Raw genomic sequence first — 23,968 nt, 5'->3', positions numbered from 1 at the left:
CAGTACATCGAGCAACAGCAAACACCTCATTAACCATGGAACGGCTACGCCATTCACACCTTATATCCCCGCCATGAATGACGGGGCTTTACGGTGCTTTTGGGTAAGTGTGAAACAACAAGAAGGTAACTGATGCGCGTTGAGGTCAAACCCGACCGGGAATATGCCTGGTTTATCCGCCCCTTTTTCTGGCTGCAAAAGCGCAACTATGGTCAGGTGCTTATTCCGGGCAAATGCTGGGGCCGCTCGCCGCGCCTGTTTGCCGCCGTCGCTACCCTCTACGGGGTCATCAACCGCAAGCGATCCCCCATCGACCCCGTGCTGCGCTCGCTGGTGACGGTGCGGGTCTCCCAGCTCAACTGGTGTCGTTTTTGCGTCGACATCAATGCCATGACCCTGGTAAAGAGAGCCGGCTCCAGCGAGAAGGTGGAGGCGCTGGCCAACTGGCGCGAAAGCCCGCTGTTCGATGAACGGGAGAAAGCAGTGCTCGACTACACCGAAGCGATGACCGGGCTGGATGGGGTTAGCGATGAACAGGCGGCCCGCCTCAAGCCCTGGTTCGACGACGACGCCATGGTTGAGCTGACCGGCCTTATCGCCTTCCAGAACATGTCGGCCAAGTTCAACGCCGCCCTCGATATCGCGCCGCAGGGCTTCTGCCAACTACCGGTGCAACCGGAACGCCCCGCCCAGCCAGACAGCAAGGACGCCTGATGAACCGGACCCGCCTGCTGCTTGCGCTGGTGATGGGGGGCCTCATCGGCACCTTTTTTACCCTCGATCTTGGCCGTTACCTCACTCTGGGCGCCTTGCAGGCCCAGCAGGCGGCACTGGCGCAATGGGTCGACAGCCACTTTGTCTCGGCCAGCCTGCTGTTCGTGCTTATCTATGTGCTGAGCACAGCCCTCTCCCTGCCCGGTGCCAGCCTGCTCACCCTGGGTGGCAGCGCGGTGTTCGGCGTCGCCTGGGGGCTGCTGCTGGTCTCCTTTGCCAGCTCCATCGGCGCGACCCTGGCCTTTCTCAGCGCCCGCTTTCTGCTGCGCGACTGGGTCACGGCCCGCTTTGGTGACAAGCTGACCACCTTTCACTCCGGCATGGCGAAGGAGGGTGCCTTCTATCTGCTCAGCCTGCGCCTCATCCCCGTATTCCCCTTCTTTCTGGTCAATCTGCTGATGGGGCTCACCCCCATCAGAGTCAGCACCTACTACTGGGTGAGCCAGCTTGGCATGCTGCCCGGCACCTTCGTCTATGTGCTGGCGGGCAGCGAGCTTGGCCAGTTAACCAGCACCGGCAATATCCTCTCTCCCGGCCTGATGATGGCGCTGACCCTGCTGGGGCTGATGCCCTGGCTGGTCAAGAAATTGACCGCACACCTCGCCCAGCGGCGCCTGCTCGCCACCTACCGCAAACCCGCTCGCTATGACTACAACCTGCTGGTGATAGGTGCCGGGGCCGGTGGACTGGTCACCAGCTATATCGCCGCAGCGGTGAAGGCCAAGGTGGCGCTCATCGAGAAACACAAGATGGGGGGCGATTGCCTCAACAGCGGCTGCGTCCCCTCCAAGGCATTGATCCGCTGCGCCCGCTTTGCCGCAGAGCAGCGCAAGGCCGACGAGCTGGGCTTTAGCCCAAGCCACTCCCGCGCCGATTTTGCCGCTGTGATGGAGCGGGTGGCTGAGGTTATCAAGGCGGTCGAGCCCCACGATTCCATCAAGCGCTATCAGGGGCTTGGGGTGGAGTGCATCGAAGGGGAGGCGCGGCTGGTCTCCCCCTGGGAGGTGGAAGTGAATGGCCAGCGCCTTGCCAGCCGCCATATCGTTATTGCCACCGGCGCCCGGCCGCTGGTGCCCAAGCTGCCGGGGCTGGATCAGGTGCCTTACCTCACCTCGGATAGCCTCTGGCAACTGCGCACCCCGCCGCGCCGCCTGCTGGTGCTGGGCGGCGGCCCCATCGGCTGCGAGCTGGCCCAAAGCTTCGCCCAGCTCGGCATTCCCGTGACCTTGGTGGAGCTCTCGGAGCAGCTGCTGCCCCGCGAAGATAGGGAAGTGGCCGACGCGCTGGCCGGGCAGATGAGCCGCGATGGCGTGCGGCTACTCACCGGCTGGCGCGCCGAGCGAGCCGACTACCTGCCCGCAGCCGAGGGGGATCTGCCCATCCGGCTGCAACTGCGCCGGGGCGATGAGACGCAGGTGATTGAAGGGGATCAACTGCTGCTGGCACTGGGTCGGGTCGCCAATGTGAGCGGCTTCGGGCTCGAAGCGTTGGGAGTCGAGTTTGCCCCCCGCGGCACCATAGCGGTCGATGGCTTTCTTGCCACCAACTTCCCCAGCATACTGGCAGTGGGAGACGTAGCGGGCCCTTACCAGTTCACCCACTTCGCCGCCCATCAGGCCTGGTATGCGGCGGTCAATGCCCTATTTGGCCAGTTCAAGCGCTTTCGGGCCGACTATCGGGTCATTCCGGCGGCCACCTACACCACTCCGGAGATTGCCCGGGTCGGCCTCAATCGCAAGGAGGCAGAGGCGCAGGGGATTCCCTTCGAGGCGACCCGCTTCGAGCTGGCCGAGCTGGATCGCGCCATTGCCGATGGTGAGCGCCACGGTTTTGTCGAGGTGCTGACCGTGCCGGGCAAGGATACTATCCTTGGCGCCACCATAGTGGGCACTCACGCCGGTGAGCGGATTGCCGAGTTCGTGCTCGCCATGCGTCACCGCCTCGGCCTTGGCAAGATCCTCGGCACCATTCACGCCTATCCCACCCTGATGGAGGGAAACAAATACGTGGCAGGTGAATGGAAACGGGCCCACCAGCCCACCCGGGTGCTGGCGTTGCTGGCCCGTTATCACCGCTGGCGCCGTGGCGCCTGACAATCAGGGAAACGTTTATGCTCAAGCCATTCTCACTGCTCGGCTCACACCTCAGATCACGCCAGAACTCTCGGCTTAAACAGCGGCTCAACGCCCTGCTGTGCGCCCTGCCACTGCTGGCCAGTGGCCCGCTGTTGGCGGCCAATCCAGACGACGGCTGGCAACAGACCCTTGAGGAGGCGAAAGGGCAGACCGTCTACTTCAACGCCTGGGGCGGCAGCCCGGAGATCAACGCCTATCTGGTGTGGGCCGGGCAGGAGCTGGCGCGCGACTATCAGGTCAAGCTGGTGCAGGTGAAGGTAGATGACATCGCCCAGAGCGTCAGCCAGCTGCTGGCCAACAAGCAGGCGGGTAAGCAAGCTGGCGGCCCCATCGATCTGCTGTGGGTCAACGGTGAGAACTTCAAGGCGCTCAAGGAGCAGGGGCTGCTTGGCGCGCCCTTTACCACTGAGCTGCCCAACATGGCGCTGGTAGACAGCAGCCTGCCGGTGAGTGAGGACTTCACCCTGCCGGTGGAAGGGCTGGAAGCCCCCTGGGGCATCGGCCAGCTCAATCTGATGGTCGACACCGAAGAGGTCGCCAGCCCGCCCACCTCGGCTGCAGCCCTGCTTGCGTGGGCCAAGGCCCATCCCGGCCGTTTCACCTATCCCAAGCCGCCCCAGTTCCATGGCTCCAGCTTTCTCAAGCAGATCTTGCTGGAGTTGACGCCAAACCCCGCCCCCCTCTATCGGGAAGCGACCGAGAGCGACTTTACCAAGCTCACCGCCCCGCTCTGGGCCTGGCTCGATGAGCTGCATCCGGCACTCTGGCGCAAGGGCAAGCTGTTCCCCACCAGCGCCGCCGAAACCCGCCAACTGCTCGATGATGGCGAACTGGCCATGGCCATCAGCTTCAACCCGCAGGAGGCGCAAAGCGCCGCCCAGATTGGCGCCCTGCCCCCCAGTGTGGAGGCGGTTGCCATGGAGAAAGGGGCGCTCACCAACAGCCATTTTCTCGCTATCCCCTTCAACGCCAGTGCCCGCGCCGGGGCCAAGGTGGTGGCCAACTTCCTGCTGAGCCCGGCAGCGCAGGCGCGCAAGGCCAATCCGGCATTCTGGGGTGATCCCAGCGTGCTGCGGGCCGATGCCCAGCCTGACTCCACAAAGGGGCAACCGGCATTGCGCTTCAAATCAGTGTCAGAGCCCCATCCCAGCTGGCAGCTCAAACTGGAAGCGGCCTGGGCCGGGCGTTACGGCCACTGATGAGTGCCGCTGGTCACCCGCTTGCCCGCTCCCGACCATGGCGCAGGTTGCTGATCCGCCACCGCGGGATGGGTATGGGCGTTGTTTATCTGGTGATCTTCGTCATTCCCCTGCTGGCGGGGCTATGGCAACTGCTGGCGGAGGGGATGACCGCCTCTCATCTTGCCTTGCTGTTGGCCCAGCCTGGCCTGTGGCACTCCGCTGCGCTGAGCCTGTGGATTGGCGCCGCCTCGACCCTCGGTAGCCTGCTGTTGACCGCCCTGCTGCTGGCCCACAGCGACAGCCGGGCTTTCGGCCTGCTCCGCCGCCTGCTCTCGCCGATGCTGGCCATGCCCCACGTCGCCTTTGGCATCGGTTTTACCTTTCTGCTCGCCCCCTCCGGCTGGCTGCTGCGGCTCGTCTCGCCAGCCCTTACCGGATTTGAACTGCCCCCCGATTGGCAGACTATTCGCGACCCTCTAGGACTCGGGCTGATTACACTGCTCGTGTTCAAAGAGACCCCCTTTCTGCTGCTGATGGCGATGGCCGCGCAGCAACCCATCCCGCTGGCGCGCCAGCAGTGGCTGGGGGCGAGCCTCGGCTTCAGCCCCCCCCAGATCTGGTGGCGCCTGCTGCTGCCAGCGCTCTGGCCCGCCCTGCACCTGCCCATCTATGCGGTGGCAGCCTATGGTGTGGCGGTGGTGGATCTCGCCCAGCTGCTCGGGCCCGATGCCCCCGCCCCGCTGGCGGTGCGGTTGTGGCTCTGGTATCAGGACCCGGATCTGCTCTGGCGCGGTGCCACCGCCAGCGGCGCCCTGCTGCTGCTCGCCATCACGGCGCTGCTGATCGCCCTGCTCAGATTACTGGAGTGGTTTCATCAAGAAGTGGGCAAAGGCTGCTGGCTCGATGGCAAACGGGCGATGCCTCACTCCTTTGCCAACCGGCTCGCAGCATGCTTTTCATTCACCCTGATCACCCTCAATCTGGCGGTGCTGGCGGCCCTGCTGCTCTGGTCGCTGGCGCGCCGCTGGCCCTTTCCCGCCCTCTTGCCCAGTCAGTGGAGCGGTCACTACTGGCTGGATCTGCTGCCAACCCTGCTGCCGCTGCTGGCAACCAGTGCGCTGTTGGCACTGGCGAGTGGCTTGCTGGCGCTGGTGATGGCGGTGTGTAGTCTGGAGGTGCAAGCCGGGCGCCGCCGCTGGCCACTTTGGCTTGTCTGCCTGCCGCTGTTGCTGCCGCAGGCCAGCCTGCTGTTTGGCATCCGGCTCGGGCTGGACTGGCTTGCACATGACTCGATAAGCAGCGCCATTGGCTGGAGCTGGGTGCTCTGGAGCCAGCTGCTGTTTGTCTTTCCCTATGTCTATTTGTGCCTGCACGGCCCCTATCGTCAGTTCGATCCGCGGATCACCCAAAGCGCCCTGCTGCTGGGAGCAACACCGTGGCGAGCCTGGTGGCAGGTCAAAGCACCGCTACTGGCCCGCCCTCTGCTATTTGCCTTCGGTGTCGGGGCGGCGGTAAGCCTGGCCCAGTATCTGCCGACCCTGCTGTTTGGCGCAGGCAGAGTGGTCACCATCACCACCGAAGCGGTGGCCATCGGCAGTGGCCTCAACCGGCGGCTGGCGGGGCTCTACGGCCTGCTGCAACTGCTGCTGCCGCTCGTTATCTATCTGCTGGCGCTCTGGCTGCCGGCGCGGATCAATCCGGCGCTCAAGGGGGGCGGCTCACGATGAACTCTCATGATGGAAATAGCCATGTGCTGAGCACCACGCCTCTTCGGCTCTATCTGGAGGAAAGCCTGTTGCTCTCGCTGCCCGCCCTGCAGGTGGCACCCGGCGAGGTGTTGACCCTGATGGGGCCCAGCGGCTGTGGTAAAAGCTCCCTGCTGGCGGGGCTCGCCGGGGTACTGCCGAGCGCGCTGACGGGGAGCGGCCCAATCCGGCTGGAGGGGGAGGTAAGGCTCGGCGAGCGGCCACTCAACACCTTGCCTGCGCAAGCGCGGCGCATCGGCATGCTGTTTCAGAATGACTTGCTGTTTGACCATCTGACGGTGGCGGAGAACCTGATGTTCGGCATGCCGGCGACCATCAAGGGAAAACGCGCGCGGCGGGAAAAGGCACTGGCCGCATTGGCACGGATCGCGCTGGCGGATCAGGCTGACAAGCTGCCGCAACTGCTATCGGGGGGTCAGCGGGCGCGGGTCAGCCTGCTGCGGGCGCTGTTAGCGGAACCCGACGCCCTGCTGCTGGACGAGCCCTTCTCCCGCCTCGACAAGCCGCTGCGGGCCGCCTTTCGCCAGCTGGTGTTCGCGCAGATCAAAGCGCTGGCCATTCCCGCCATTCTGGTAACCCACGACGAAGACGACGCGCCGGGCACCATACTTCACCTCACCGAATCCTGTTTTTGACCGAGGAGTTCACCTTGTTTGACCGCCACCTGATCCCCGTGATCCGCAGCCCCCTCAGCCAGCTTGCCAAGCCGCTCTGCCGCGCCGGGATCAGCGCCAATCAGGTGAGCCTCACCGGCTTTGCTATTGGCATGCTGGCGCTGCCGCTGCTGGCCTTTGGTTGCTATCAATGGGCGCTCGCGGCGATCCTGCTCAACCGCTTGCTGGACGGGCTCGATGGCGCAGTGGCGCGGGAAACCGGCATCACCGACTGCGGCGGCTTTCTCGACATCACGCTCGACTTTATTTTCTACGCCGCCGTGGTACTAGGCTTTGCCCTCGCCGCCCCCGCCAATGCACTGCCCGCCGCCACCCTGCTGTTTGCCTTTATGGGCACAGGGTCGAGCTTTCTGGCGTTTGCCATCATGGCGGGCAAGCGGGGGATCGACAATCCGGTCTACCACCACAAGTCCCTCTACTATCTGGGCGGCCTCACCGAGGGGAGCGAGACCATAGCTCTCTTTGTGCTGATGTGTCTGTGGCCCGCCGCCTTCGCCCCGCTCGCCTACGGCTTTGCGCTGCTCTGCGCCATCACCACCCTGACCCGGCTCTGGAGCGGTTACCACACCCTGCGTCACCCACCGCGCTAAACAGTTCAGCCCTCACCTAAGGGCTAATCTATCGCACGATGAATTGGTGGCCAACGAGGCGCACGGAACACTTGCACGGGGATGACAATGTTTTACCATGACGACACTTTTGTCAGTCTCTTTGAGAACCCTATGCGTCGCCTTGCCTCTCTTCTCACTCTGTCGTTATTCCCCCTGCTCGGTGGCTGCAGCAGCGCCCCGGCCCCCAAGCCCGTGGTCAAGCCTCAACCCAACAGTGCCTTTATCAATCAGGCGCCATCGAGCAAACCCGTTTACACACAAGGGGTTAGCAAGGGGGATTTCGCCAATCGCCCCAATGTGGACAGATTCGTCCAGAAGATGGTCGAGCAGCATGGCTTCGACAACGCCCAGTTGCATCAGCTGCTGGCACAGGCAGAGCGCTACGACTGGATCATCCGCCTGATGGATGCCCAGGCGCCGACCACCGCCAAGCCCACCGGCCCGACCGGCGCCTGGAACCGCTATCGCGCCAAGTTCATCACCCCGGATAACGTGCAAAACGGCGTCAACTTCTGGCGTGAATACGCAAGCGAGCTGAACCGGGCGGAGCAGATCTACGGGGTACCGCCGGAGATCATCGTCGGCATTATCGGGGTGGAGACCCGCTGGGGCCGGGTGATGGGCAAGACCCGCATTCTGGATGCGCTGGCCACCCTGGCGTTTGATTATCCGCGCCGCGCCGAGTTCTTCACCAGCGAGCTGGAAGCCTTCCTGGTGATGACCCGCGATGAAGGGATGGATCCTGCAGAACCCAAGGGCTCCTACGCCGGGGCCATGGGCTATGGCCAGTTCATGCCCTCCAGCTTCCAGCGCTATGCGGTGGACTTTGACGGCAACGGCCACACCAATTTGTGGGATCCGGTGGATGCCATCGGCAGCGTTGCCAACTACTTCAAGGCCCACGGCTGGGAGAAAGGGCAACCGGTGGCGGTGCGCGGTCAGGGCCAACTGCCCGGCTACGAGCATGGCTTCCAGACCCGCTACCCGGTCGCCACTCTGCGCCGCGCAGGGCTCACCCCCACCAGCAGCTTGGGCAATCACAGCGAGTCGAGCCTGCTGCGCCTCGATGTGGGCACCGGCTACCAATACTGGTACGGCCTGCCCAACTTCTACACCATCACCCGCTACAACCACAGCACCCACTACGCCATGGCGGTGTGGCAGCTGGGTCTGGCGGTGAAGGCGGCACGCTGACAACTCGCTGGTATAAAACAGACAATTAAAAAGGAGCCATTATGGCTCCTTTTTTATATCCAACGTTCAACCCCATCAGGGGCTCAAGGATGACTACCTGATTTAGACGCCTGCCTTGGCCAGCGCCGCAGAGACGATCTGCTGGGCTTCTTGCTGGATCAGATCCAGGTGCGCCTCGCCCTTGAAGCTCTCCATGTAGATCTTGTAGATGGACTCGGTGCCGGAGGGGCGCGCCGCGAACCAGCCGTTCTCGGTCACCACCTTCAGGCCACCGATGGCTGCATCGTTGCCCGGCGCCTTGGTCAGCTTGGCGATAATGGGCTCACCGGCCAGGGTAGAGGCTTCGACCAGTGCCGGATCCAGCTTGGAGAGCACCGCTTTCTGGGCGCTGTTGGCCGGGGCGTCGATACGGCGATAGCTGGAGCGGCCAAACTTGGTTTCCAGTGCGTCGTAGTGGGCCTGCGGATCCTTGCCGGTAACCGCCAGAATTTCGGCCGCCAGCAGCGCCAGAATGAAGCCATCCTTGTCGGTGGTCCAGACGGTGCCGTCTTTGCGCAGGAAGGAGGCGCCCGCGCTCTCTTCGCCGCCAAAGCCGAACTCGCCGCTATAGAGGCCATCCACGAACCACTTGAAGCCGACCGGCACCTCTTTCAGGGTGCGGCCAATCTCGCCGGCAACCCGGTCGATCATCGAAGAGGAGACCAGCGTCTTGCCGACAGCCGCATCGGCAGCCCAGCCGGTGCGATGGGTAAACAGATACTGGATTGCCACCGCCAGATAGTGGTTCGGGTTCATCAGGCCGGACTTGGTAACGATGCCGTGACGGTCATAGTCAGGGTCATTGCCAAGGGCGATGTCGAACTTGTCTTTGAGGGCAATCAGGCTCGCCATGGCGAACGGGCTGGAGCAGTCCATCCGGATCTTGCCGTCTTTATCCAGGGTCATGAAGGAGAAGGTCGGGTCGACCTTGTAGTTCACCACCTCGATATTCAGGCCATAGGTCTTGGCGATAACGTCCCAATAGGCGACGCCGGAGCCACCCAGCGGATCGACACCGATCTTGATGCCAGCGTTCTTGATGGCATCCATGTCCAGCACGTTCTTCAGATCATCCACATAAGGGGTGACATAGTCGTGCTCGACCACGAACGGGCTCTTGAGCGCTTCGGCGAACGGCATCCGTTTCACACCGGCCAGACCCGCTTCCAGAATGGCGTTGGCACGGTCCTCCACCCACTTGGTGATCTCTCCTTCGGCGGGGCCACCGTGAGGCGGGTTGTACTTGAAGCCACCATCTTCCGGCGGGTTGTGGGACGGGGTGATCACCACCCCGTCAGCGCGCGCAGCCGGTTTGCCTGCATTGTGGCGCAGGATGGCGTGAGAGATGACCGGGGTCGGGGTAAAGCCCATACCGGCTTGAATGCGAGTTTCAACGCCGTTGGCCGCCAGCACTTCGACTGCGCTGGCAAAGGCGGATTCGGACAGGGCATGGGTATCCATGCCGACAAACAGCGGGCCAGTGATACCGGCCTGCCGGCGATATTCCACCAGCGCTTGGGTCACCGCCAGAATATGGGATTCGGTAAAGGCGTTGTGCAAGGCACTGCCACGGTGGCCGGAGGTACCGAAGGCAACCCGCTGCTCGGGGCGGCTCATGTCCGGCTTGTTGAGGTAGTAGGCACTGACCAGACGGGGGATGTTGGTCAGGTCGCTTAAACGAGCCGGCTGACCGGCGTGGGAATGCTGAGCCATGGCGTTTTCCTTGCGTAATGGCGGCCTTGCCGGGCAAGGCCTGAGTCTTGATAAACCGTTAAATGGCGCCACACACCTGCGCGATCACCTCTTCGCCATAGCCCATGCTGGCCATCAGCTGGGCCACCATATTCTGCTTGCGGCTGGTGTTGGTGTTGGTGATCACCCAGAACGGGGTGTCCGGTACCGGCTTGGGCTTGGTGGTGCTACCACTGGCACGCAGAGCCTCGGGATCCCGTGAGAAATAGACGCGCTTGCGTCCCTTGATTTCGGTGGCCTGGGTAAACCCGACCGGATCGTCCCGGTAGAGGGTACTGAGCACCTGCATGAAGCGGTTGATGGACTTCTCTTCTTTTTGCAGCTCACCGGAATCGAGCAGGGCTTGCAGCCCTTGCCGGGTGGCTACCGCACTGGGCTGCACGACGGCAACGGGCTCGGCAACCGGCACACGTTCGTGAGCAGGCTGTTCCAGCAGACGGCGCAGGATATCGGAGGCACTCTCACCAATGTGCCGGGTCTGGCTGGCGATATAGAAGTAGAGATCGTCATCAAGCTCGATGGTTTTCATAGGGATGCGCTGGACTCGTCGAAATTCGGATGCGGCGATTATACATAGGCAAACCCGACAGCCCAAGCAAGGGGCTGGCAGATGTACATGAATCTCATCGAGAATACGGCATAATAGCGGGCCAAGTGTGTGATCAGCCGCACTGATAGCCGATCCGGACGGGATTTTTTAGAAAAAAAACCACATGAATTTCCTATCCGTTGGACGAAATCCTTTTCTTTCCAGTGCGTTAAATAAAACAGCGATACGCACCCACGACCGACAAGGTGTCATTTTGCAACAAAACAGCATATTGAACTTCAAGGAGCAGGGTCAGGGCCCGGCGGTCATTCTGATCCACGGCCTGTTTGGCAGCCTCGATAACCTCGGCCTGCTGGCCCGTGCTCTCTGCGAGCAATACCGGGTTATCAGCGTCGATCTGCGTAACCACGGCGCCTCCTTTCATGGCAGCGAGATGAGCTATCCGGCGCAGGCGGCCGATATTCTGACCCTGATGGATCGGCTGAATATTGCCGACGCCACCCTGATTGGCCACTCGATGGGGGGCAAAGTGGCGATGCAGGTCGCCAAGCTGGCGCCAGCACGTGTAAGCCGTCTAGTCGTCGCCGATATGGCACCGGTCGCCTATCCCCACTCCCGCCACCAGAATGTGTTCGCCGGACTCAACGCCACACTGCACACGCCGCCGCAAAGCCGCAGCGAAGCGGAAGCCATGTTGGCCGAACATATCGAGATCGCCGGGGTACGCCAGTTCCTGCTCAAATCCTTCGCCAGAGGCGAGCATGGCTGGGGTTGGCGCTTCAATGTGCCGGCGCTTGAGCAAAACTACGCCGACATCATGGGCTGGCCAGAGGATGATCGCCGCTTCGAGGGGCCGGTGCTCTTTATCAAGGGGGGGGATTCTGACTATATGCAGCCGCAATACAGCGAGGCGGCACTGGCCCAATTCCCGGCGGCAAAGGTGCGTGTCATCGCGGGTACCGGCCACTGGCTGCATGCGGAAAAACCGGCTCTGTTCAACAAATTGGTTGTGGATTTCCTGTCGACAGGCGGTTAACAGTTTCAAATCCTTTGTGATATAGTGCGCCCGTCATAAGGAGTGTGCGCAATCCATGCTAAGTGAACATATCGACCTGATCGAAAGTTTGGGCCTCAAGTTATTCTTTGTGGCCATTTTCATATTGATTGGCCTGGCCATTCAGGACGTGCTCAAGCGCGGCAACGTGCCCCGTTTCGGTCGTTTTATCGTCTGGTTGGTACTGTTTCTGGGTTGTGCGGGTTTTGTCGCCAAGGGGCTGATCGAACTGGGCTGGGAAGGCTCAGGACTCGGCTAACTTATTTTCATCTGTGATGTATGGCCAAACAGCAAACTGATCGAACAACACTGGATCTGTTCGCAAATGAGAAGCGCCCCGGCAGGCCAAAGACCAATCCACTCCCCCGCGAGACCCAGCTCAAGATCAACAAGCGTAACCAGCTTAAGCGCGATCGGGAAAATGGGCTGAAGCGGGTAGAGTTAAAGGTGGAGGCCGAGTTGCTGGAGCGCCTGAACCAACTTGCGTTACAACAGAACATCAGCCGAGCCGAGCTGATCCAATCTATCCTGAAACAACAGATTGAGTCCGCCTTTGCGGTGGACATTGCAGTCTGAGCGTTGAGCATTAACACCAAATACGGGTAACTAAACACTATGGCAAGTGTAGGTCTGTTTTTTGGCAGCGATACCGGTAACACCGAAGCTGTCGCCAAGATGATCCAGAAAGAGCTGGGCAAAAACCTGATTGAAGTCCGTGACATCGCCAAGAGCAGCAAGGCCGACATCGAGAGCTTTGATCTGCTGATGTTCGGCATCCCGACTTGGTACTACGGCGAAGCCCAGGCCGACTGGGACGACTTCTTCCCCGATCTGGGCGAAATCGACTTCACCAACAAGCTGGTCGCCATCTTCGGTTGCGGTGATCAGGAAGACTATTCCGAGTACTTCCTCGACGCCATGGGCACCCTGCGTGACATCGTCGAAGCAAAAGGCGCCATCATCATCGGTCACTGGCCGACTGCCGGCTACGAGTTCGAAGCCTCCAAGGCACTGGTCGATGACAAGCACTTTGTCGGTCTGGGTATCGATGAAGATCGCCAGCCGGAGCTGACTGCTGAGCGCGTCAAGGGCTGGTGCAAGCAGCTGCACGAAGAGATGTGCCTGGGCGAGCTGGAGTAATCCACCTCCCCCTCATACCTCTGACAACAAGGGCCCCGACGGGGCCCTTGTTGTATCTGCTTGTTGCGATGCCTGCCTTTATTCTTCCCTGTTATTCACCTCTGTGCTCCGGTTTGGCCCGCACATAGAGGGTGCGCTTGACCTGCGCCACCAGCTCGCCGCTCTTGTCTTGCACCGTCACCTCGAATTCGGGGAAGTGCTTGTTGCCACCTTCGGTCGCCGCCACGATTTCGGCCAGCTTGCCCTCGGTCAGGTTGAACTCGGCCACCAGCTTGCCCTTGCCCGGCTTGATGTAGTTGATGCTGCCCGCCTTGTCCCAGACGTAGTAGCGATTCTTGAAGTAGCCCATCAGCATCAGTGGATAGATGGGGTCTGTCATGGCAAACATGCTGCCGCCAAACTGGGTGCGGTTGGCATTCTTGTTCCACCAGCGGGATTTCAGGGTCACCCGGCAATAACGAAAGTCATCGCTCAGGGTCTCTATCTTGATACCGGCACCCCAGAAAGGGGGCCAGGCGTTGAGTGCGCGGCGCACCCAGGCCGCATTGTCAAAAAGCCAATCCATGGATCTCATCCGACCAGAAATATGAAAGTTACATCTTATCAACATCTGCCATGCCAGCAAGTCGGACGACACGATTGATTATTTCAATCCAACCGGCCATTTATGACTAAACCCCTTGAATTGCTGGGTTTATTTTTAGGGAGGCTACGACCTATAATGACAGGCCAAGCGAGTTCAAGGTTGCCATTCCTGCGGCAGTCCATCAGAATAACCCCACCTTCGAGAATGCGAATAAGTAGAATATGGCAGACAACAACCAAGCGTTAAAAAAGGCCGGGCTCAAGATCACCTTGCCCCGGGTCAAAATCCTGGAAATCCTGCAACAGCCGGACTGCCAGCACACCAGCGCCGAGGATCTCTATAAACGACTGATCGACCTGGGTGAAGAGATTGGTCTCGCTACCGTCTATCGCGTTCTCAACCAGTTTGATGATGCCGGTATCGTTACCCGTCACCACTTCGAAGGTGGCAAGTCGGTATTCGAGCTGGCCACTCAGGAGCACCACGACCACCTGGTTTGCCTCGACTGCGGCAAGGTGATCGAGTTCTCCGACGAAGTGATCGAACAGCGTCAGCGCGAGATCGCCAAGAAATTCAATATCCGTCTCACCAACCACAGCCTCTACCTCTACGGTCATTGTGCTACCGGTGAGTGCAAGCACGACGAATAAGTCGCCCGCGACTTGCAGATAACGGACAATAAAAAAAGCCAGCATCAGCTGGCTTTTTTATTGTCCGGCGCAGGCCGCTGGCAGCACACAGGGCAGGGTTTCCCCTGCCCCATCGGCTTAGCCTTCTACCTTGCCCCAGGAGTCGCGCAGGGCAACGGTGCGGTTAAACACCAGATGCTCCGGGCTGGAGAGCTTGTTGTCGGCGCAGAAGTAACCTTCACGCTCGAACTGGTAAGCCTGCTCCGGCTTGGCGTCCTTCAGGGAAGCCTCGACACGGGCCCCCTCGATGATCACCAGAGATTCCGGGTTCAGCGCAGCTTCGAAGTCATCCTCGGCGCCCGGGTTCGGCACCTTGAACAGACGGTCGTAGAGACGCACTTCCGCTGGCAGGGAGTGGGTGGCGCTGACCCAGTGGATCACCCCTTTCACCTTGCGGCCATCGGCCGGATCCTTGCCCAGAGTCTCGGGATCGTAGGAGCAGTAGATGCAGGTGACTTTGCCATCGGCATCTTTCTCGATGCGCTCGGCCTTGATCACATAGGCATTGCGCAGACGCACTTCCTTGCCCAGCACCAGACGCTTGAACTGCTTGTTCGCCTCTTCTTTGAAGTCCGCTTCGTCGATGAAGATTTCACGGGTAAAGTTCAGCTCGCGGGTCCCCATCTCGGCATTGCTCGGGTGGGCCGGGGCAGTCAGCACTTCATCGGCAGCCAGGTTCTCGATGACCACTTTCACCGGATGCAGCACGGCCATGGCGCGCGGGGCATGCTCGTTGAGGTCTTCGCGGATGCAGGCTTCCAGCATGCTCATCTCGACGATGTTGTCCTGCTTGGTGACGCCGATGCGTTTGCAGAACTCGCGAATGGAGGCCGGAGTGTAACCACGACGACGCAGACCGGAGACGGTCAGCATACGCGGGTCATCCCAACCATCGACGTGCTTCTCGGTCACCAGCAGGTTCAGCTTGCGCTTGGACATGACAGTGTATTCGAGGTTCAGACGAGAGAACTCGTACTGACGGGGGTGGCAGTCGATGGTGATGTTATCCAGCACCCAGTCGTACAGACGACGGTTGTCCTGGAACTCCAGGGTGCAGATGGAGTGGGTGATCCCTTCCAGCGCGTCCGAGATGCAGTGGGTGAAGTCATACATCGGGTAGATGCACCACTTGTCACCGGTCTGGTGGTGGTGGGCAAACTTGATGCGGTAGATAACCGGATCACGCATCACCATGAAGGGGGATGCCATGTCGATCTTGGCGCGCAGGCAGGCGGTGCCTTCGGCGAACTCGCCATTCTTCATCTTGGCAAACAGCGCCAGGTTCTCTTCCACGCTGCGATCGCGGAACGGGCTGTTCTTGCCAGCTTCAGTCAGAGTGCCACGGTACTCGCGCATCTGCTCGGGCGTCAGCTCGTCCACATAGGCCAGACCCTTTTCAATCAGCTCGATGGCGTAGCCGTGCAGCTTGTCGAAATAGTCGGAGGAGTAGCAGATCTCGCCGTTCCACTGGAAGCCGAGCCACTGTACGTCCTGCTTGATGGACTCTACGTACTCGATATCTTCCTTCACCGGGTTGGTGTCATCGAAACGCAGGTTGCACTGGCCCTGATAGTCGCGGGCGATGCCGAAGTTCAGGCAGATGGATTTGGCGTGGCCGATATGGAGATAACCGTTCGGCTCGGGCGGAAAACGGGTATGCACGCTGCTGTGCTTACCGCTGGCCAGATCTTCATCAATGATCTGACGAATAAAGTTAGTTGGGCTGTTCGCCTGACTCATGGCTCACCTCAAAAAAGCGTCACTGGCGGAAGTTGTGCCGGCTGGCACCCTCATCCCCCCGCCGTCAAGCCGGATATGATCCCTTATTACGGGCGCTGTCTCAACCTGAATTTGGCACTTCCGGGCCATTTCCCGGCCATTGCGCCACTAAAAACGGCGTGGCTTGGCACATTGCACACCAAATGCATAAAAAAGCCCCGCACTAGGCGGGGCTGAAAGTGATGAAAAACACAAAACAGACAATTACACACAACAAAGGCTCACACGCACAGTCAACCTTTCCCAAACCCGATACGCCATCGCCCTTGGGAAAGGCGGGTCTTGCGACCCACCTCATGTTAACGGTTGACTGCTATCAGTTCAGTTCGGTGACGCGGCTGGTGCGTTTGCCATCGAAGCTAGTGGTACGCAGGTAGACCTTGCCATTCACGCTCGGCTTGGCCGCGGCGTCATAGGCACTCCAGTTGGTACCGTCCAGGCTGTACTGGATGGGCAGACCCGGCAGATCCACGTTCGCTTCCAGCACACCGTTCACTACCTTGGCACCCGGTACGGAGAGGCGGTATTCAACACCGGCCTGATCCAGTTTCGGCAGCACGCGCTGACCCAATACGTTGGCAAACTGGTTCCACTCTTTGTTGAGGGTGGCCTTGTTGACGAACTTGGTCTCGCCGGAGAACTCGCGACCCTTCACATAGTTCAGCTCGAAGCCACCTTTGTGCCAGGCACGCTCGGCCACGGAGAAGATACGCGGGTAGACCATGTACTCATACTGAGCATCGGTACGCACGGTTTCACTCCACTGCTGACCGGAGATCCCCTTGAACTTGACCGGATCCTGGTCACCTTTGGCCACGAAGGCGTTGCCGTCGCGGTCAACCGAGGTCTCGGCGTTCTGTGGCAGGTTTTCCGGGGCGAAGGCAAACACCTTGCGCGTGTCGTTGAAACGGGTTGCCCAGTAGTAGCCACGCTCGGCCGGGTGTACTTCGTTCGGGAAGTCGAAGTAGAGGTAATCCGGGTTGGACAGCACCACTTGGTAACCCTTGTGGGCCCACTTCATCGCTTCGTTGAAGCCACCCCAGTAGAGGGTTTCCCAGAAGTTGACACGGGTGTTGTCGGTGGCGAAGTCCTTGGCACCGCTGGCGTACTTCAGGCCATCTTCCCACGCCTGCAGGGTAGAGAAGCCGCGGTCTTTGACCATCTGGCCCACTTCCTTGGCGAAGTAAACCGGCAGCTCGCCCACTTCCTTGATCTTGCCTTCGTCGATCATCTTCTGGCACATCGGGGACTTGCCAAACGGCTTGTCCTGCTTGCTGGAGTCGACGTTACCTTTCCAGGCGACCAGCTCTTCTTTCTTGGTAACGGCCGGATCCTGATAGCCACCGCCCTGCATGATGTTCTTCGCCTCATCACCACCGTAATGCCATGCGGTCAGCGGCTGACCGGCGGCCTGGTGCATCTGGGCAACTTCATCCATTACCTTGGCCACGAAGGTGGCAGCACCCGGCTGGCAAGGGTTGATGAAGGACATCTTGTCGTAGAACTGGACCGAGGTGACGTTGGAGGTGTCAGCCGGATCAGTCAGACGGAACTGGTTGGCTTCCGCTTCTTTGCCTTCCGCCATCAGACGCTTGTAGCGCGCTTCCATGGAGATCACGGCAGCACGAGCGTGGGCCGGCATGTTGATCTCGGGGATCACGGTCACACCGCGGGCCTTGGCATAACGCACCAGATCCACGTAGTCAGACTTGCTGTAGAAACCGGAACCCTGGTTGTCGCTGGTCGGGCCGGAACCCAGTTGCGGCATCAGGCACTTGGTTTCGGACTCGTCGTGGCAACGCTGGCTACCGACCTGAGTCAGCTCCGGCAGACCCGGGATCTCCAGACGCCAGCCTTCATCGTTGGTCAGGCCAAGGTGCAGCACGTTGAGCTTCATGGCAGACATCTGGTCAACCAGCTTCTTCATGGTATCCAGACTGCGGAAGTGACGGGCCACGTCGGTCTGCATGCCACGGTATTCAAAGCGCGGCGCATCCTCGACGGTCATCGGGCTCACCAGCTTGTCATCAACACCCAGCAGGGAGATCAGGGATTGTGCACCCCAGAATGCCCCGTCGATGTCGCGACCCTGGATCACGGTGCCCTTCTGACCGATGGTCATGTCATAGCCTTCAGCCTGCTTGAGCTTGCTGCCGAGCTTGATGGTCACCGGGTAGCCGGTGTCGGAGAGGGTAACACCCAGCTTGGTCAGTTGAGCCTTCAGGGCCTCGGCGCGATCGCTCGGCAAGTCCAGGGCATTGAGTTTGATGGTAGAGAAGTCAACCTGCGGGCCAGCTTTGACTACCTGCTTCATCGGGGTCGGCAGGATCTGGTTGTCAATCTTGCCAGCCGGCAGCAGGGTGCTGGTCTGGTTGGCCGCGAAGCGGGTCTCGCTGTTCATCAGGATGTTCTTGTCATCCTTGGTACGCTTCCAGCCATCGGCCGGCATCGGCTTCTCGTAGGTGCTGGCATCATTGATGTTGCTCATGCTGGCCAGTACTTTCGGCTCGGCACCTTCGCTGGCGACATACCAGTTCGGCATGATGTCAGATTCGAACAGTACCCAGTATTCCACCACCAGCGGCACTTCGACCGTGGCATCCTTGGCAAAGCCCTGGAACTTCTCGGTTGGCGTCAAACGATAGAGATCGCCGGTCAGGTGAGTGATGGTGAACTGGTCGTTATCCACACGCTGGATACGACGAATGGAAGAGACGTAGATGCTCCAGTCTTTGGAGGTGACGTCCGCACCGGTATTGGTCAGGTGCAGCTTGGCAACGCCACAGCTCGCCCACTCGGAACCGAGCGCCTGGCAATCGAGGCCGGCACCGGCGCCGTCGTTGGTGACCACTTCATACTTGACCACCAGGTTGTTGGCGAGGGAGTCGACCACAGCCTGCTTGGCGGCATCGGCTGCCTGGACCTGGCTGACAAAAACGGTAGACATGGCAATGGCTAACAGAGAATGTTTCAAGTTCATAACTGCTGCTCTCATTTGAAGTAAAGGTTGGATTTTCTTGGCTTTTTTATATGGGGCCCCTGAGCGGGGCCCTTAGTTATGTCAACAATGGACTTAGACTTGAGGTGAGCGAGTCGCTCGATTAACGCAGGGCTTTCATCTCACCGGCGATGATTTCGGCCAATGGACCCAGAATCACCTGCAGGTTCTGCTCACCGAGTTTGACCACACCGGCCGCACCCAGGGCTTTCAGCTTGCGCTCATCGACGATGCTGCGGTCTTTCAGAGTCAGACGCAGACGGGTGATGCAGGCATCGATGGAGACCAGGTTCTCTTGACCACCCAGCACTTCCAGGTATTGCTTGGCCAGCTCGGTACGGTTGGTAGATTGAGCGGCAGCCGGAGCAGTATCTTCGTCATCTTCACGACCCGGGGTTTTCAGGTTCAGCTTGGCAATCACTACGCGGAACACGGTGTAGTAGAGGCCGAAGAAGACCAGACCCTGAGGGATCAGCATGTACCAGTTGGTCGCCAGCGGGTTACGGCTGGAGAGCACCATATCCACCAGACCGGCACTGAAACCGAAACCGGCCATCCACTGCATGGAGGCAGCGATGAACACGGAGATACCGGTCAGCACAGCGTGAATGACATACAGTACCGGCGCCACGAACATGAAGGAGAACTCGAGCGGCTCGGTTACACCGGTGAAGAAGGAGGCAAAGGCAGCTGCGATCATGATAGAGGCAACTTTCTCTTTGTTCTCTTTCTTGGCGGAGTGGTAGATGGCCAGAGCGGCACCCGGCAGACCGAACATCATGATGGGGAAGAAGCCAGCCTGGTACATACCGACCACGCCTTTCACCTGCTCCAGGCTCTTGCCAGCGGCCAGAGCGGCATCGATGGTAGCCTGACCACCCAGGAAGTTCGGGATGTCGTTGATACCGGCCACGTTGAACCAGAACACGGAGTTCAGGGCGTGGTGCAGACCGATCGGGATCAGCAGACGGTTGAAGAAGGCGTAGATACCGGCACCGGTAGAACCCAGGCTCACGATGGACTCACCGAAGGAGACCAGACCACCGTAGATTGCCGGCCATACGGCCATCAGGATGAAAGATACGACGATCATCACTACGGAGGTTACGATCGGTACCAGACGACGACCGGAGAAGAAGGAGAGTGCCTTGTGCAGCTCGACGCTGCTGAAGCGGTTGTACAGCTCAGCGGCGATAACACCACACAGGATACCCACGAACTGGTTGCTGATCTTGGCAAACGCGGCAGGAACCTGCTCCACCGGGATGCTCTTGATCTGGGCCACAGCGCCCGGGCTCAGCAGGGTGGTAACGACCAGGAAGCCGACCAAACCTGCCAGAGCAGCAGAACCGTCTTTATCCTTGGACATACCGTAAGCGACACCGACTGCGAACAGTACGGACATGTTATCGATAATGGCTGCGCCCGCTTTAATCAGGAAGGCAGCCAGCGCACTGTCACCACCCCAACCATTCGGGTCAATCCAGTAGCCAACCCCCATCAGGATCGCTGCGGCAGGCAATACCGCTACCGGCACCATCAGGGCACGGCCGATCTTTTGCAAATAACCGAGAATGTTCACGGTTCCTCTCCTTAGTTAATGTTTTTCTAGAAATTAAGTGCTTATCACGTTTGACGCATAAGCCATCAAGGCTTGATTGGCAGTCTAGGGCTTTTATTTCGCTGCGCAAATTAATAAACCGATAATCGTGATCGTTATCACCCAAACAAGATAAAGGTGGTGGATAGATGTGGCTTAGTTCGCAATCTTTATTTACGCTATAAAACAACTTGAATCCGTCTTAGCCAATTGCCACCGCCAAACCGGTCGCAACCCGACACAGAGGTATCCCATATGCGCCTGATCCCGTTGAAATCTGCCAGCCAAGTAGGCCTGTGGTCTGCTCGTTACATCGTTGACCGCATCAACGCGTTCAAGCCGACCAGCGATCGCCCTTTCGTACTGGGCCTGCCCACCGGTGGCACCCCGCTCAACACCTACAAGCGCCTGATCGAGTTGCACAAAGCCGGTGAAGTGAGCTTCCAGAATGTGGTCACCTTCAACATGGACGAGTACGTTGGCCTGCCGGAAGATCACCCGGAGAGCTACCACAGCTTCATGCACAACAACTTCTTCAGCCACATCGACATTCGTCCCGAGAACATCAACATCCTCAACGGCAATGCCGAGGATCTGGTGGCCGAGTGCAAGCGCTACGAAGACAAAATCAAGTCCTACGGCAAGATCCACCTGTTCATGGGTGGCGTGGGTAACGACGGCCACATCGCGTTCAACGAACCGGCCTCTTCCCTCTCCTCCCGCACCCGGGTCAAGACCCTGACCGAAGACACCCGCATCGCCAACTCCCGCTTCTTCGGTGGCGACATGGAGCAGGTGCCCAAGCTGGCCCTGACCGTGGGTGTCGGCACCCTGATGGATGCGGAAGAGATCATGATCCTGGTCACCGGTCACGGCAAGGCACTGGCCCTGCAGGCCGCCGTGGAAGGCAGCGTCAACCACATGTGGACCATCTCCACCCTGCAACTGCATCCGAAGGGAATGATGGTGTGCGACGAGCCCTCCACCATGGAGCTCAAGGTCAAGACCGTTCGCTACTTCCAGCAACTGGAAGCCGCCAACATCGGCCGTCTGTAAGGAGTCGCCATGTACGCATTGACCAACTGTACCCTCTACACCGGCAGCTGCGTGCTGACCGGCTACGGGGTGCTTATCGAGGGCGACAAGATTGTCGCCATCTCTCACCTGGCCGAACTGCCTGCAGGCATCGAGCAAATTGACCTCAAAGGCGCCAACCTGACCGCCGGTTTTATCGATGTGCAGCTCAACGGCTGCGGCGGGGTGATGTTCAACACCGACATCACGGTCGAGACCCTGGCAACCATGCAGGCGGCCAACCTCAAATCCGGTACCACCAGCTTCCTGCCGACCCTGATCACCAGTCCGGATGCCGACATGAAGCAGGCCGTTGCGGTGACCCGTGACTACATGGCTGCACACCCCAACGAGGTGCTGGGCGTCCATCTGGAAGGGCCTTATACCAACCTCAAGCGCAAGGGGATCCACCCTGCCGCGCAAATTCGTCAGCCAGCGGACGAGATGATCGACTTCTTCTGCGCCAACGCGGATGCCATCACCAAGATCACCCTGGCACCGGAACGCAACGAGCCGGCCCATATCCGCCGTCTGGTGGAAGCGGGCATTCTGGTCTCGGCCGGTCACACTGCCGCCAGTTACGATCAGGCCATGGCCGGGTTTGATAACGGTATTCGCTTTGCGACCCACCTCTACAACGCCATGACGCCGACCCTCAACGGTCGCGAGCCGGGCGTCGTGGGCGCCATCTACGATCGCAAGGATGTCTATGCGGGCATCATCGTCGATGGCCACCACGTGCACTGGGCCAACGTGCGTCTGGCTCACAAGGCGCTGGGGGAGCGACTGGTGCTGGTCACCGATGCCACCGCGGCAGCCGGAGCGCCGGAAGGCTTTGAGAAATTTGATTTTTGTGGCACCACCGTCTTTTTACGCGATGGTCAGTGTGTCGACGAGAATGGTACACTCGGCGGTTCCTCCCTTACCATGATTGAGGGGGTGGAAAATCTGGTCAAGCAGGTCGGATTACCGCTCGATGAAGCACTGAGAATGGCCAGCCTCTACCCCGCTCGCGCCATTGGATGGGACTCACGTCTCGGTAGTATCCAGGTCGGTAAAGTAGCCAACCTCACTGTCTTCGATCAGGACTTCACGGTCCGTGGGACCGTGGTTAACGGACACTACACACAACAGTGACATCATGACTGGCGGACAAATAGCAAACGTAGATCTTATCAAGCAGGTCAACAGTGCAGCCGTGTATCGGCTCATCGACCTGCAAGGCCCCATCTCCCGGGTCAAGATTGCCGAGTTGAGTCAGCTGGCCCCGGCCAGCGTGACCAAAATAACCCGGCAACTGATCGAGCATGGCCTGATCAAGGAGACCTCTCCGCAAGCCTCAACCGGCGGGCGGCGTGCCATCTCCCTGACCACCATCAAACATCGCTTTCAGTTTGTCTCTGCCAAGCTGGGCCGCGGCTACCTGCAACTGAGTCTCTATGACCTCGATGGCAAGGAGCTCGACCAGCACGTCATTCAGGTGACCGAGATCGACCAGCAACCCGTGGTCGACATGCTGCTGCGTGAGATTGGCGCCTTTATCGATGCCAACCGCGAACGTTGTCGCAACCTCATCAGCATCGCGCTGACCATGCCGGGTCTGGTCAACCCGGAATCCGGCATGGTCATCTACACCCCCAAGTACCACATCCGCAATCTGGGACTGGCGAAGCTGCTTGAGAACCACTTCAACCTCCCCTGCTACGTGGGCAACGACACCCGCTCGCTGGCGTTAGCCGAACACTTCTTCGGCGAGTCCCGCGACTGCATGGACTCCATTCTGGTGAGCGTCCACCAGGGGACGGGCTCGGGGATCATCACCAAGGGTCAGGTGTTCCTCGGCCAGAACCGCAACGTCGGCGAGATCGGCCATATCCAGGTCGAGCCGCTCGGCAAGCGCTGTCACTGTGGCAACTTCGGCTGCCTCGAAACCATCGCCTCCAACGAAGCGATCATCGACAAGGTGAAGGAGCTCATCAGCCGCGGTCATCAGAGCGCGCTGCAGGAGAAGCACATCACCATTCAGGAGGTGTGCAAGGCGGCGCTGGCGGGCGATGAACTGGCCCGCAGCGTCATCGAGAACGTGGGTGAGCATCTGGGACGGGCGGTGGCTATTACGGTCAACCTGTTCAACCCGCAGAAGGTGCTGATCGCCGGTGAAATCACCGCCGCCGAAGAGATCCTCTTCCCGGCCATCCGTCGCTGCGTCGAGCATCAATCCCTGCCGAGCTTCCACCGTGGCCTGCCCATCGTGAAAGCCCGCTTCCAGAACCAGCCGACCTATGGCGGCTTTGCACTGGTCAAGCGCGCCCTGCTGGAGGGAGATCTGCTGCAGATCATCATGGAGCAGAAGTAAGACACTGATCTTGCGA

The 23,968-nt window shown here is 60.0% G+C and carries 21 protein-coding genes; 15 read left to right on the top strand and 6 right to left on the bottom strand.

Annotated features, from left to right (window positions below):
- Positions 1–132: 132 nt before the first annotated feature.
- The 7 genes from OKC43_RS17500 to mltB all read left to right on the top strand — a co-directional run bounded on the left by OKC43_RS17500 (position 133) and on the right by mltB (position 8,335).
- The gene (locus OKC43_RS17500) at positions 133–714 is read left to right on the top strand and encodes a carboxymuconolactone decarboxylase family protein (protein ID WP_021231092.1); all 582 of its coding nucleotides are present in this window, start codon (positions 133–135) and stop codon (positions 712–714) included.
- Positions 714–2,867 (top strand): FAD-dependent oxidoreductase, encoded by a 2,154-nt coding sequence (locus OKC43_RS17495; protein WP_270657342.1) that lies wholly within the window; start codon positions 714–716, stop codon positions 2,865–2,867. Before OKC43_RS17500 ends, OKC43_RS17495 begins: the two co-directional genes overlap by 1 nt.
- A gap of 17 nt (positions 2,868–2,884) precedes the next feature.
- A complete protein-coding gene (locus OKC43_RS17490) occupies positions 2,885–4,108 on the top strand; it encodes an ABC transporter substrate-binding protein (protein WP_232099215.1) in 1,224 nt (407 codons plus the stop codon).
- Between the two features lie 74 nt (positions 4,109–4,182).
- Complete coding sequence (locus tag OKC43_RS17485) at positions 4,183–5,817, top strand: ABC transporter permease (protein WP_270660482.1); 1,635 nt, start codon at positions 4,183–4,185, stop codon at positions 5,815–5,817.
- Between the two features lie 23 nt (positions 5,818–5,840).
- Positions 5,841–6,491 (top strand): ATP-binding cassette domain-containing protein, encoded by a 651-nt coding sequence (locus tag OKC43_RS17480; RefSeq protein WP_270657347.1) that lies wholly within the window; start codon positions 5,841–5,843, stop codon positions 6,489–6,491.
- 14 nt (positions 6,492–6,505) lie between these two features.
- Positions 6,506–7,120 carry a CDP-alcohol phosphatidyltransferase family protein gene (locus tag OKC43_RS17475; protein WP_042657097.1) on the top strand — a complete coding sequence of 205 codons (615 nt, stop codon included), beginning with the start codon at positions 6,506–6,508 and terminating at the stop codon, positions 7,118–7,120.
- 132 nt (positions 7,121–7,252) lie between these two features.
- On the top strand, positions 7,253–8,335 hold the full coding sequence (mltB, locus tag OKC43_RS17470; protein ID WP_270657339.1) for a lytic murein transglycosylase B: 1,083 nt from the start codon (positions 7,253–7,255) through the stop codon (positions 8,333–8,335).
- 102 nt (positions 8,336–8,437) lie between these two features.
- Here the strand turns inward: mltB and pgm are convergent, their stop codons facing one another.
- Entirely contained in the window at positions 8,438–10,087 is a 1,650-nt protein-coding gene (gene pgm, locus OKC43_RS17465; RefSeq protein ID WP_042657096.1) for a phosphoglucomutase (alpha-D-glucose-1,6-bisphosphate-dependent), read from the bottom strand.
- Between the two features lie 58 nt (positions 10,088–10,145).
- Positions 10,146–10,655 carry a replication initiation negative regulator SeqA gene (gene seqA / locus OKC43_RS17460; protein WP_042657095.1) on the bottom strand — a complete coding sequence of 170 codons (510 nt, stop codon included), beginning with the start codon at positions 10,653–10,655 and terminating at the stop codon, positions 10,146–10,148.
- Between the two features lie 274 nt (positions 10,656–10,929).
- On the opposite strand from seqA, the gene OKC43_RS17455 reads away from it, so the two are divergent.
- From OKC43_RS17455 to fldA, 4 genes are read left to right on the top strand one after another with little or no spacing between them, the layout of a single operon-like run.
- A complete protein-coding gene (locus OKC43_RS17455) occupies positions 10,930–11,712 on the top strand; it encodes an alpha/beta fold hydrolase (RefSeq protein ID WP_082034827.1) in 783 nt (260 codons plus the stop codon).
- A gap of 55 nt (positions 11,713–11,767) precedes the next feature.
- Positions 11,768–11,989, top strand: a complete 222-nt coding sequence (locus tag OKC43_RS17450; RefSeq protein ID WP_005334296.1) for a DUF2788 domain-containing protein — start codon at positions 11,768–11,770, stop codon at positions 11,987–11,989.
- Positions 11,990–12,009: 20 nt separating this feature from the next.
- Entirely contained in the window at positions 12,010–12,306 is a 297-nt protein-coding gene (gene ybfE / locus OKC43_RS17445) for a LexA regulated protein (RefSeq protein ID WP_005334297.1), read from the top strand.
- 39 nt (positions 12,307–12,345) lie between these two features.
- Positions 12,346–12,870, top strand: coding sequence for a flavodoxin FldA (gene fldA / locus OKC43_RS17440; RefSeq protein WP_005334298.1), 525 nt, complete (start codon positions 12,346–12,348; stop codon positions 12,868–12,870).
- A gap of 91 nt (positions 12,871–12,961) precedes the next feature.
- Here the strand turns inward: fldA and OKC43_RS17435 are convergent, their stop codons facing one another.
- Positions 12,962–13,435: a DUF4442 domain-containing protein gene (locus OKC43_RS17435; protein ID WP_005334300.1), complete on the bottom strand. Its 474-nt coding sequence runs from the start codon at positions 13,433–13,435 to the stop codon at positions 12,962–12,964.
- Between the two features lie 242 nt (positions 13,436–13,677).
- On the opposite strand from OKC43_RS17435, the gene fur reads away from it, so the two are divergent.
- The gene (fur, locus tag OKC43_RS17430) at positions 13,678–14,106 is read left to right on the top strand and encodes a ferric iron uptake transcriptional regulator (protein WP_005334301.1); all 429 of its coding nucleotides are present in this window, start codon (positions 13,678–13,680) and stop codon (positions 14,104–14,106) included.
- A gap of 117 nt (positions 14,107–14,223) precedes the next feature.
- Here fur and glnS read toward each other — a convergent pair whose 3' ends face one another.
- From glnS to nagE, 3 genes are all read right to left on the bottom strand, one after another.
- The gene (gene glnS / locus OKC43_RS17425) at positions 14,224–15,885 is read right to left on the bottom strand and encodes a glutamine--tRNA ligase (RefSeq protein ID WP_064336856.1); all 1,662 of its coding nucleotides are present in this window, start codon (positions 15,883–15,885) and stop codon (positions 14,224–14,226) included.
- Positions 15,886–16,240: 355 nt separating this feature from the next.
- Entirely contained in the window at positions 16,241–18,904 is a 2,664-nt protein-coding gene (locus tag OKC43_RS17420; RefSeq protein WP_257124652.1) for a beta-N-acetylhexosaminidase, read from the bottom strand.
- A gap of 121 nt (positions 18,905–19,025) precedes the next feature.
- Positions 19,026–20,504 (bottom strand): N-acetylglucosamine-specific PTS transporter subunit IIBC, encoded by a 1,479-nt coding sequence (gene nagE / locus OKC43_RS17415; RefSeq protein ID WP_021231106.1) that lies wholly within the window; start codon positions 20,502–20,504, stop codon positions 19,026–19,028.
- Between the two features lie 273 nt (positions 20,505–20,777).
- Between nagE and nagB the strand changes: the two genes are divergently transcribed.
- Genes nagB through nagC form a run of 3 tightly spaced genes read left to right on the top strand, consistent with a single transcriptional unit; the run spans position 20,778 to position 23,952 of the window.
- Positions 20,778–21,578, top strand: coding sequence for a glucosamine-6-phosphate deaminase (gene nagB / locus OKC43_RS17410; RefSeq protein ID WP_005334308.1), 801 nt, complete (start codon positions 20,778–20,780; stop codon positions 21,576–21,578).
- A gap of 9 nt (positions 21,579–21,587) precedes the next feature.
- Positions 21,588–22,733 carry an N-acetylglucosamine-6-phosphate deacetylase gene (gene nagA / locus OKC43_RS17405; RefSeq protein ID WP_021231107.1) on the top strand — a complete coding sequence of 382 codons (1,146 nt, stop codon included), beginning with the start codon at positions 21,588–21,590 and terminating at the stop codon, positions 22,731–22,733.
- Positions 22,734–22,737: 4 nt separating this feature from the next.
- The gene (nagC, locus tag OKC43_RS17400; protein ID WP_257124651.1) at positions 22,738–23,952 is read left to right on the top strand and encodes a DNA-binding transcriptional regulator NagC; all 1,215 of its coding nucleotides are present in this window, start codon (positions 22,738–22,740) and stop codon (positions 23,950–23,952) included.
- The last annotated feature ends 16 nt before the right edge of the window (positions 23,953–23,968 follow it).

This window comes from Aeromonas sp. Y289-2, from assembly GCF_027705925.1.
Classification (GTDB): Bacteria; Pseudomonadota; Gammaproteobacteria; order Enterobacterales; family Aeromonadaceae; genus Aeromonas; species Aeromonas veronii.
Note: the sequence above shows the minus strand (reverse complement) of the source record. Positions and strands in the feature narration are given on the sequence as shown.